The sequence below is a fragment of the Agathobaculum sp. genome, assembly GCF_022775115.1.
Taxonomy (GTDB): Bacteria; Bacillota; Clostridia; order Oscillospirales; family Butyricicoccaceae; genus Agathobaculum.
In genome coordinates, this window is record NZ_JALFLA010000080.1 from 1 (window position 1) to 11135 (window position 11135).

An 11135-nucleotide genomic window follows, 5' to 3' on the forward strand; every position below is an offset into this window, starting at 1 on the left:
AAAGGAGGTGGTGCATATGGGTCAAAAACTCGTTCGAGTTTTGATATGGGCAATCATTTTGCTACATATTTTGACTATAAATGCAAAGTAACCGCCCTCACGTCCCAATGAAGCGGTTACTTTAACGGTGTAATTGGGTCAACCGCTCGTCGGCAGCGTCCCTTTGTATGTATTATACCACACGCGCCGCCAAAGTCAAGGCGGGGCGTTTTCATTTGCCCCGGGAAAGGAGAAATGATGAAAATCTTACTGATCGCCGGGCACGGCGGCACGCCCTACGACCCCGGCGCGGTGGCGAACGGGTACACGGAAGGGGTGGAGACCCGCCGCATGGCAAACGCGGTCGCGCCGCTGCTGCGGGCATACGGCTTCGAGGTCGATATCTACGACCAGCACAAGGATGCGTACAAGGTGGTAAGGGAGGGCGGCAGCCTGCCGCTGGACGGCGTGGACTATGCGCTGGAATTCCACCTGAACGCGGCGGCGAAGGACTTCGCAGGCGACGGGCGCACGACCGGCACGGAGATCTGGATCCACACCAGCGAGAAAAGCGACGGCGTGGAGCGAGCTATCCTGCGGCGCATGGCCGCGCTGGGGTTCCGCAATCGCGGCGTCAAGCGCTCGGGCAGCTTCGCGGTGCAGCGGCATTGCATCCGGCGCGGCGTGTCCCACGCGCTGATCGAGACGTGTTTTGTGGACGACAAGGACGATATGACCTTGTACAAGGCGAGATTCAACGATATCGCCCGCGCGATTGCGGACGGTATGGCAGAGGGCTTTGGCAAGGCGGTTTCGGAAAAGGGGGATACCGAAGTGGTAGAGAAGAAAAACGTGTGCATTGACGGCAAGGCGTATGAATGCGCCTGCATCGTAAAGGACGACGAGAATTACGTCCGTCTGCGCGATTTTACACAGGCCGGGTACGGCATCAGCTATGATGCGAAAACAAACACGCCCGGCGTATTTGCGCCGCAGACGCGCACGGACGTGCCCGCCGCGAGTGATGCGGTGCAGGCCGCGGTAGACAAGCTGCAGACCGTGTGCGGGCTGGAGGAGCAGACGATAGCGTATCTGCTGCGGTATCAGTACGGCGATGCGCTGCTGACCAAGCTGGCGGCGGCGGTGGATAGGTAGGGCTGCAAATACCCAAGCGCTTGGGCATGGAAAAGGATGGCGGCCGTTACATCTCTTTTTACACCATCTTGTTAACGCCCGATGTGTTGCAACAAGTTTGCAACACTTTACCTTGCGTACAATGATATGTCTTTATTATAAGATACTAAATTTGGCAAACAACTTTCGAAAAAATCAAATTAATTTTGAAGAAAGGGCGGTGAAATACAGCAAAATAAATCAAACCCGTCACTTTTGTGGCGGGTTTGATTTGGTGCTCCAGCGGGGATTCGAACCCCGGACACCCTGCTTAAAAGGCAGGTGCTCTGCCGACTGAGCTACTGGGGCATGGATGGCAGGGACGGCTGGATTCGAACCAGCGAATGTCGGCGTCAAAGGCCGATGCCTTACCGCTTGGCGACGCCCCTGTATTCACCAGAAAACGAAAAATGCGCCCCTATGGATGACGCGCTGCGGAAGCAGCGCGTCATAGAGTGAAATATGGGGTGGGTAAAGGGACTTGAACCCTCGACCCTCGGAACCACAATCCGATGCTCTAACCAACTGAGCTATACCCACCATATAATTTGCGTAGTCAGCACGAAGTATGGCACGCCAGGAGGGATTCGAACCCCCGGCCTACTGCTTAGAAGGCAGTTGCTCTATCCGGCTGAGCTACTGGCGCATAATCCATTCCACAAACCCGGCGCTTATCAAAAGAATCAGTGGAGCGGGTGATGGGAATCGAACCCACGTGTTCAGCTTGGAAGGCTGACATTCTACCATTGAACTACACCCGCGGGTTTTCTGACGCTTAAATAGTATAGCAATAAAACGATGGTTTGTCAACCGTTTTATCGAAAAAAATAGAATATGGTAGGGGACGGCAAAAGCCGCCCCTCACCCGTTCAGCGGTCTGCGGCACGCGCGGTGTAGTTGCCCGTCAGGCCGCCGCCCACAACCGTAATGATATCCTCGGAAAACAGAAAGCTGATCTCCTCGTCGTCGGACTTGGCGGTGTTGCCCTTGACACGGGCGTTTCCGGTCGTGCCGTCCGAAAAGCTGTACGCAAACGAGCTTTCATCACCCTGCAAAATCTCAAGCGCGACCGCGGCCGGGCCTGTGTATGCACCCGCCCAATCGTACATCTCCTCGGTTTCCGGGTCGTACAACGGGAAGGTGTCGTAATCGTCGAGCGTGCCCGCGCCGAGATAGTTGTATTTCTCGCCGGTCTGCTTATCGACCGCCACCTGCCCGACCGACGCCCCCTGCGCGTCCTTTACCTCAAAAACGAAGTACTCCCGCAGGTTATTGTCGTCCGTCTGCCCAGTCTCCAGCCGGATATCGGTCAGCGCGACGGTATACCCCTCGCCCCGCAGCCGCTCAGCAACCAGCGCGGCGGCGTCCTGCTCGGTCAGCAGTCCATCCGCCGGCATATCGTCCTTTTGCCCATCGTCCAGCAGCCCCGCCTCCTCGGCCTGCGTCAGCGCCTGTGTTTGCAGTGCGGCAGCGCCTGTGTCCTGCTGGCTTGGCGCGGCCGAACCGTCCTGCCCGGCGCAGCCCGACAGGAGCAGCGCGCACAGCGCGCCAAGCGCGATCGTTCGGTTCATTTGGATGCTCCTTCCCCTTCGGTGCTTTCCCTCATATGCCCCTTATCATAGCGTATTCGGGCGAAAAAAGCAACCGTTGGTTTGACGAAATCCTCCGACCTTATTCGTCCGTCTGCGCGTTCGTCTGCGGCTTTTCGACATTTTTACGCCTGTTTACACGTTTTTTGATGCGCTCGGTCAGGCTGTCGATCAGCGAGTAATAGACCGGAGTGATGAACAGCGTGGCAACCGTCGAGACCACCATGCCGGTCATCATGACTACGCCCATCGGGCGCATCATCTCCGCGCCCTCCCCGCTTGAGAACACCATCGGCACAAGGCCGAGAATGGTGGTCAGCGCGGTCATCAGCACGGGGCGGATGCGGCGCGGACAGGCGTTCAGAATCGCGGTGTTCTTATCCTCCCCCTTAGTCTGGCGGCGCTGCTCGATATAATCAATCAGCACGATAGATGAGTTGACCACTGTGCCCGCAAGGATGATGACCGCAAGCAGCGCAACCATCGACACCTTGCTCCCTGTCGGCCAGAGCAGCGCGAGTGAACCAAGCAGGCCGATCGGCAGGATGCTCATGATGACGATGGGCAGCACAAACGAATTATACTGACTGGCCAGCACGAAATACACCAGCAAAATGGCCACAAACAGTGCCAGCAGCAGGGCGTTGGTCGTTTCCATCATGGTCGACATGGAGTTGTCGCCGTCGTCGATATCGATGCCCTCGGGCAGCGGATATTCGGCCAGCAGCGCGTTCAGCCGCGCCGTCATGGCGGCGCTGTCGCCCGATTCGGTATCGCCCGTGATGGTGACCGTCTGGCTCTGGTTGATGCGCTGGATGGATTGCGGCGCAAGCTCGGTATACACCTTGGCCACCATGCCGAGCGGCACCGAGCCGCCCGATGCGGTTGGCAATTGCAGCGAACGCAGCGCGTCCAGGCTCTGCGAGACGCTGTCGCTTCCCGAAATGGTCACATCATACTCCTCGCCGTTCATGCGCAGCGTGGTCGCGGTCGAGCCGGTCAGCTCGCTGCGCACAAGGCCGCCGATCGCCGTGGCCGACAGGCCAAAGCGCGAAGCGTTCTCCCGGTCGACCTTGACCGCGACGCGCGGCACCTGCTCACCCGCCGAGGAGGACACGTTGACCGCGTCCGGCAGGGCGGCGATCTCCTTGGTAAGCGCGCTTGCCACCTCGCTGAGCGTGTCGTAATCCCTGCCCGAAAGGCTCAGGCTGATATCCGAGCCGGTATCCATGACCATCGTGCCTGCGTCGGACACGGTCAGCTCACAGCCCGCGATATCGGCAAGGTCGCGGCGCAGAAAGCCGGCGATCTCGCTGGCCGAGCGGTCACGCTCCTTGGCCTTGGTCAGCATGATGGTCACGCTCGCGCTGGACGAAGCCGACATGATCGAGGTCGCGTCGCCGGTCGAATAATAAATCTGCTCGATCTCGGGTATCGTATCCAGCGCGATCTGCACGATGCGGTCTTCTATCGCGGCGGTCTCCTCCATGGTAGACCCGCTCGGCATGGATACCGCAACATCCACCTGCCCCTGATCCATCGAGGGGATGATCTCCATGCCCGCCAGCGCAATGCTGACGATCGACACCACGCACACGGCCAGCGTAAACAGCATACCGATCGCCCGGCGGGTGATAAACAGGTTCAGAATACTTTTGTAGCGGCGCATGAGCGGCTTATCCGCCATCAGCTCGCTGCGCTTTGAATCGGGCACGGTCATGCGGCGGTGTTTGCCGCCCCGGTCAAGCAGAATGTAGGCCAAGAGCGGCACCAGCGTCAGCGCGATAATGAGCGACGAGGCCAGCAGCGCGACAATGGTGATGCAGAACTCCTTGAACATCATGCCCGTCATGCCGCCGGACAGTCCGATCGGCAGGAAGACGCAGATGGTAGTCAGCGTCGAGGCGATGACCGACATGGTCACCTCGGCCGCGCCCTTGGTGCAGGAGTCAAAGCGGTCATAGCCGTCCGCCCGGAAGCGGAAGATATTGTCAAGTACGACGATCGAGTTGTCCACGATCATGCCCACGCCCAGCGTGATGCCGCCGAGCGACATCATGTTCAGCGTGATGCCCAACCCCTTCATGATGAGGAAGGTAAACAGGATACACACCGGCATGGCGATTGAAATGGCCGTCGTTGCGCCGAAATCGCGCAGGAACACGAACAGCACGATTGCCGCGAACAGCACACCAAGCACGATGTTTGAAATCGCATTGCGCACGGTCATATTGATGTAGTCCGACTGGTCCATAATAAGGCTCCAGTCAAGGCCGGCGTTCTCCTCGGCAAAGCGCGCCATTTCCGCCTTGGCGCGTTCGGCGATCTGGGCTGTGTTTGAGCCGGACTGCTTGTTGACCGACAGAAACAGGCATTCCTCGCCGTCTACCTTGGCGATGGCACTGCGGTCCTTGGGCTGCATGGAAACGTCTGCGAGCTGGCTCAGGCGCACCGTGCCGCCCGCCGGAAGCGAAATCAGCGCATTCTTAACATCCTCGACCGAGCGGTACTCACCGTCCGTGCGCACGGAAAGCGTCTGCGCACCGCTCGTCAGGCTGCCGCCGGGTACAGCCATATTGTCCGCCCCGAGCTGCTGCGCCACGCTGGCGATGGTCAGATGATAGCCTTTCAGGCGCGCCGCGTCGGTCTTGACCGCAATCTCATCCTCATAGCCGCCCGAGATATCGACCGAGGCCACGCCGTCCAGCCGCTCGAGCGCGGGGGCAAGCTCATCCTTTGCGATGGCCTGCAAGCGTGCAAGGTCACTGCCGCGCAGCGCGATCATGACAACCGGCATCGAGTCAACGTCGATCGACATAACGGTTGGGCTGGAGGCATCCTCGGGCAGTGCGGCCTTGGCTCTGTCCACCTTGTCACGCATATCGACCATCACCGTATCCAGATCGACGCCATCCTCGAACATCGCAACGATCATCGAGACGTTTTCCGACGAAACCGACCGCAGCGTATCCAGCCCGGACAGGCTGGCGCAGGCCGCCTCGAGCGGCTTTGTCACCTGCTGCTCGATGTCCTCCGGGCTTGCGCCGATATAGCTCGCGTAGACGATGGCGATCGGCACCTCCATGGCAGGCATCAGCGCCAGCGGCAGTCCCTGAAAGCCAACCACGCCGAACACCGCGATCAGGATGTACGACAGCAGGGTCATGACGTTATGTTTGATGCAGTTTTGTGCGATTTTCATCGGGACTCAGCCCTCCCCGCCCTGCGCGGCATCTGCGGCAGCGGGCGCTGTGCCGGCTGTGCCCGTCACCACGCGCACCGGATCGCCGTCGGCCAAATAGGACTGCCCCTTGACTACCACGCGGTTGCCCTCGTTCAGCCCGGACACGATCTCGGTATCGCTCCGGCCGACCAGACCAGTCTCCACCGCGACGCGCACGGCCTTATCCTCCCGCACGACAAAGACGTGCTTCTCGTTACCCTCGCCGGTCAGCACAGCCTCGGTCGGCACATGCAGCGCAGTGCGCCGGTTGGTGTAAAAGGTCACGGTGGCGAACGCACCGATCGGCGGCTTTGCCCCCGCCGGGAGCGAAACGGAAACATCGTACAGGCCGGTCTGCATATTGGCCGCCACCGGCAGTGCGGCGATCGTGCCGCGCACCGGCTCGCTGCCCAGCACGGAGAGCGAGATATCGGCCGCATCGCCCGCCCGGATATTCGTGAACACATCCTCGGCCACCGAAACCTCGACCTCTATCTTTCCGTCCTCAGCGATGATGACGGCAGGCTGGCTCTGCGCCGCCATACCGCCGCGCACCAGATTGACCATGGTCACAAGCCCTGCGCACGGTGCCTTGACCGTGCCGAGGTCGGCCTGCGTAGTGATCTGCGTCATCGACGCCTGTATCTGCGCAAGCGAGGCCGTCTGCTGCGCTATCGCGGCGTCAAGACCGCTCTGCGCCTGCTGCAAGCCCTGCTCGGCGCGGGTCACATCCTGCGCCGCCGCCGCGCCGGCCTCATACAATGCGCGCACGTTGTCCACAGCCAGCTGCGCCTGCTCCAAGGTAATGCGCGCGTTGGCGATCGCCTGATCGGTGGCCGTCTTGGTCGCGTTGTAGGACTGCTGCAGCGCACCCATCGTCGAGGTGACAGCCGAGGTATCCACCGTGAACAGCACCTGTCCCTTGCTCACCGTGTCGCCCTCGGCGACCGACAGCGTCTGCACCTGCCCGGCCAGCATGGGGAAGATCTGTACGGCGCTCGCCGCCGCGACCTTGCCGGTCAGCGCGTGCTCGGCGCTCATTTCGCCCGTGACCGCCTCGACCACCTCGACCGCTGTGCCGAGGGGCACCTGCTCCTCCTGCGCAGCCTGCCCGCCGCAGCCCGCGCACAGCAGCAGCGCACTGGAAAGCGCCGCAGCCAAAATACGTTTTCCTTTCATTGCATTCCTCCATTGCGATCCATTCAGGATGACGCGCTGTTCATCAGGCCGCGTCTGGCCCAGTCGTAGGCATTATAGGCGGTGAACAACGCAAGCTTTGCCGCGTCCAGCGCGTCCTGCTTGGCGGCAAGCTCATCCTGCGCGCCCAGAAAGTCGTTTTTCGAGATCATCCCGCGGTTATATTGCAGCTCGGACACAGCGAAATTCCGCTGCTGTAGGGCAAGCGCGGCCTGTGCGTCGGCGGCCTGCGCCCTCTTGTCCTGCACATCCTGATACAGTGCGCGAAAGGCTACCGTGACGTTTTCCTTCTCGGCCTCAAGGTTGAGCTTGGCGGCTTCATAGGCATCGACGGTCGCGGTCACGTTATCCTCATAGTCGTTTGAAGCCTTGCGCGCCGCGTCCTGCTTGCTCCAGATAGCGTAGCTGTTCTTTTTGGCCTGCTCCAGATCGGTTTCATACCGCATCTCGCTGAGCTGCCGCTCGCTCACCTCAGGCGCGTCGGCGACGGTAACTGCCTCCCCCGCCGGCTCACCCAGCAGCAGCGCCAGCTGGTTCTGCACGCCGTCCAGCTGCTTTTCCAGCGTGGCGCGCTGCGCCAGCACCGTGCCGCGCGTCTGCCGAAGGCTGTCCAGCGTCAACTGGGAGGCCATGCCGAGCGAGACCTGCTTTTCGACCACCGCAAGATTGCGGTCAAGTCCCGCAAGGCTGCGATCGAGCGTATCAAGCCCCGCGCGGATGGATACCGCACCCAAATAGGCCGACTGCGCGCCCAGAACGAGCTGGTTCTTCGCATTTTCAAACTGGCGCTCATAGGTGGCGACCGTGTCGGCAAGGTCATCCCGCGCGTTTTCCTCGGCCTTGTCGAGCGCGTCGATCGCGCGGTTGGCGCCCTCAAGGCTGCCCTGTGCGACCCCCAGATTGATGCGCAGCGCGGCGATTTGCGCCGCGATCGCCGGGTCGGCCGCGTGCTGCTCGAGCGCCGCGATCGCCTGCTGATAGGCCTCGATCTGCCGCTGGTAGGCCGTCCGCTGCGCCTCATACTGCAAATACTGGCCTGCAAACTGTGCATCCAGGTCGGTGCCCTTGATGCCCGCAAGCGTCCGGTCGAGCGCCTTGACCGTGGGGTTTTTCTCGCGCACGGTCTTTTCCAGCCCGGCAAAGCCGACCTGCCGCCCGGTCTGCCGGGCAGGGGCAGTCTCCTCTGTCTGCGCGGCGGAGGCGCTGCGGATATGCTCCTGTATGCTCTTGGCGATGGCGGTGCTCAGTGGAGCCGCACCCGCGTGCGGCACGCTCGCGGTCAGCAGCAGTCCCGCCAGCAGCACGCCGGTGTACCTTGGTTTGCTCATGCTCTTACTGTTTCCTTTCGTGTGCGTTACAGCATCTCGCGTGTCAGGATGCTCGTGTGGATGTACTCAATGCTCTGCCGCGGCGCTTCTCCCGTGCGCAGGGTGTGCGCCAGCACCTCGACAGCGCGCGTGGTCTGCGCGGAAAAGTCTTGGTCGATGATAAAATCCAGCCGCCCCTCCTCCAAATACTGGCGCGCGTGCGGCGTCAGGTCATGGCAGACGACGTGGATCGGCCTTGCGGGCTTTACCCGGTCGAGCGCGTCCATGCAGCCCTTTACCGACTCATTTGCCATGTATATGCCGCGGATGCGTGGATTCTGCCGCACCTGCTGCAATACACCGTCATAAGTCAGCTCATATTTTTCGACGCTTTCGATGACGCTCGTGTCCATCTCATCGCCGAAAAGCTCATGCAGCCGGTCAAGAAAGCCGCGCACGCGCAGGCTATGGGCGGTAAACTCCCGGTTACCGGTAACGACCAGCACCTGACCGCCCGCCAGAAACGGCGCGAGCAGACCGGCCGCGATTCGACCGGAGCGCACCATATCCTGCCCCACATGATAGAGCCTGCGGCTCTCATACACGTCGGAATCGCAGGTAACGACAGGGATGCCCGCGGCGACCAGACGATCGATCTCCTCCGCCATGGCGACGGTGTCGGGTGCGGTCAGGATCAGGCCGTCGATGCCGCGCTCCTCCAGCCTGCCGATGGCCTCAAAATACGAGCGGTGCGAGCGGTTTTTCAGCTCCTCCACCGCCACGGTCACATCGGCCAGCCCGCGGTGATGCACGGCCACGCGGATGCCCTCCCGCATCCGGCGGATGAAAAACGCATCCCAACTCGGCAGGATGACGCCGATGCGGTGCGCGCCCCGCCCGGCGCGCGCCGCCTGCCGCTGGGCGGGCGTTTTGTAGCCGTATTCATTGACCAGCTTCTGCACGCGCTCGCGCACCTCAGGCGCGACGTTTGGCCGGCCGTTGACCACCCGGTCGACCGTGCCGCGCGACACGCCGCACTGGTCCGCGATCCATTGTGCAGTTACCTTCATGCAGATCCCCCTTTTGACGCGATTCTATCTGTGTCCCGCCGCGCTATTTGCCGCATAACAGCACGGATACCGTTATTTTATCACAGCAAACCCGGCCGCACAAGCGATCCCGGGCATTTTAGACAGCTTCCGCTGAGATGTTGCATTTTCCGTGCATTTTTTATTTCCGCACAATGCACGGCGTTTTTTGCACGCCCGCTACCCTGTTCAGGCCACAACTTGCCCAATCACCTGCACGAAATTTGGGCGGTGCGCTGAAATTCAAACACCCACTTGAAGCCGTCCACCGCGTCATATATAATAAAATTACCTTATGACAAAGGAGAGAATGAAAATGGGCATTTTGAAAATCGGCGTGGTCGGCTGCGGCCGTATCGGCAAGCTGCACATCAACAACCTGATTAACTCTGTTCCGGGCGTGCAGGTCATCGCCGCCGCCGATCCCATGCTGGATCAGTCCGGCGCGCGTGAATGGCTGGCGGAGCGCAAGATCACCAATGTCTCCACCGATTTTATGGACGTTATCAACAACCCTGAGGTCGACGTGGTGTTCGTCTGCTCCTCGACCGATACACATTGCGACGTGTCCATGGCCGCTGTGCAGGCCGGCAAGCATGTGTTCTGCGAAAAGCCGATCGACTACGATATCGAAAAGATCAAAAAGCTGCTCGCGTTGGTTGAGGAAAAGGGCGTCAAGTTCCAGGTCGGCTTCAACCGTCGCTTTGACCACAACCACAAGGCCGTGGCCGACGCTGTCAAGAACGGCACCATCGGCGATCCGCACATCGTCATCGTCTCCTCGCGCGATCCTGAGCCGCCCCCGGCTTCCTATGTCGCGGTTTCCGGCGGTATCTTCTATGATATGATGATCCACGACTTCGATATGGTGCGCTATGTCACCGGCTCGGAGGCAGTCGAGATTTCGGCCGTTGGCTCGTGCCTTGTCAATCCCAACCTGCAGCAGGAGTCCGGTATCCCGGACGTCGATACGGCTGTTGTCACTATGAAGATGGCCAACGGCTGCATCGCGGTCATCAACAATTCCCGTCAGGCGGTTTACGGCTACGACCAGCGCGTCGAGGCCTTTGGCTCGAAGGGCATGGCGGCGGACGGCAACGATCTGCTCAACACCACCGCTGTCACCACCGTGGACGGCACCCACACTGAAAAGCCGCTGTGGTTCTTCCTTGAGCGCTACAATCAGGCCTTTATTGATCAGGTCGTCGCATTTGTCGACGCTGTTCAGAACGACAAGGCAGTGCCTGTTGGCGCGATCGACGGACTGCGTCCGGTACTGATGGCCAAGGCCGCTACTGAGTCCTGCCGTAACGGCGGCGTTTACGTCAAGGTCGAAGCCTAATCTTCTGTCACTTTCGTACATGATTCGCAGCGTCCCGCGTGAAGCGGGCACTTTGAAAGACCAAAACAGGCGGCTTCTCGCACAGAGAAGCCGCCTGCTCATGTCTCACCGGATACGGATGCCAGCGCGTCATAACGGAAATAGACTCCACACGGCTGCGTGGGCGAGGAATTGACAAACCCGCTTGCCGGCGGTATATTGAACATAGAAAAGGTGTTGCCGGTAGACGGTTAGCCC

The 11135-nt window shown here is 60.6% G+C and carries 7 protein-coding genes and 5 tRNA genes; 2 read left to right on the forward strand and 10 right to left on the reverse strand.

The annotated features are described in order from the left end of the window. The first annotated feature begins 234 nt into the window (after nt 1-234). A complete protein-coding gene (locus MR935_RS09665; protein WP_290573056.1) occupies nt 235-1134 on the forward strand; it encodes an N-acetylmuramoyl-L-alanine amidase in 900 nt (299 codons plus the stop codon). A gap of 251 nt (nt 1135-1385) precedes the next feature. Here the strand turns inward: MR935_RS09665 and MR935_RS09670 are convergent. The 10 genes from MR935_RS09670 to MR935_RS09715 form a co-directional block, all read right to left on the reverse strand. Next, nucleotides 1386-1461 (reverse strand) — tRNA-Lys (locus MR935_RS09670). A 5-nt stretch (nt 1462-1466) separates the two neighbouring features. After that, a tRNA-Gln gene (locus tag MR935_RS09675) sits at nt 1467-1541 on the reverse strand. A 74-nt stretch (nt 1542-1615) separates the two neighbouring features. Next, nucleotides 1616-1692: transfer RNA gene (locus MR935_RS09680), tRNA-His, on the reverse strand. A 29-nt stretch (nt 1693-1721) separates the two neighbouring features. Then, nucleotides 1722-1798, reverse strand: a tRNA-Arg gene (locus MR935_RS09685). A gap of 41 nt (nt 1799-1839) precedes the next feature. Then, nucleotides 1840-1913: transfer RNA gene (locus MR935_RS09690), tRNA-Gly, on the reverse strand. Between the two features lie 108 nt (nt 1914-2021). Beyond that, nucleotides 2022-2723 (reverse strand): hypothetical protein, encoded by a 702-nt coding sequence (locus tag MR935_RS09695; protein WP_290573058.1) that lies wholly within the window; start codon nt 2721-2723, stop codon nt 2022-2024. Between the two features lie 100 nt (nt 2724-2823). After that, nucleotides 2824-5943 (reverse strand): efflux RND transporter permease subunit, encoded by a 3120-nt coding sequence (locus tag MR935_RS09700; protein ID WP_290573060.1) that lies wholly within the window; start codon nt 5941-5943, stop codon nt 2824-2826. A gap of 6 nt (nt 5944-5949) precedes the next feature. Then, entirely contained in the window at nt 5950-7143 is a 1194-nt protein-coding gene (locus MR935_RS09705; protein WP_290573062.1) for an efflux RND transporter periplasmic adaptor subunit, read from the reverse strand. A 23-nt stretch (nt 7144-7166) separates the two neighbouring features. Next, nucleotides 7167-8489 carry a TolC family protein gene (locus MR935_RS09710; protein ID WP_290573063.1) on the reverse strand — a complete coding sequence of 441 codons (1323 nt, stop codon included), beginning with the start codon at nt 8487-8489 and terminating at the stop codon, nt 7167-7169. A gap of 26 nt (nt 8490-8515) precedes the next feature. Further along, nucleotides 8516-9538: a LacI family DNA-binding transcriptional regulator gene (locus MR935_RS09715; protein ID WP_290573064.1), complete on the reverse strand. Its 1023-nt coding sequence runs from the start codon at nt 9536-9538 to the stop codon at nt 8516-8518. Between the two features lie 340 nt (nt 9539-9878). Between MR935_RS09715 and iolG the strand changes: the two genes are divergently transcribed. Next, nucleotides 9879-10898, forward strand: a complete 1020-nt coding sequence (gene iolG, locus MR935_RS09720; protein WP_442863035.1) for an inositol 2-dehydrogenase — start codon at nt 9879-9881, stop codon at nt 10896-10898. Nucleotides 10899-11135: the final 237 nt, after the last annotated feature.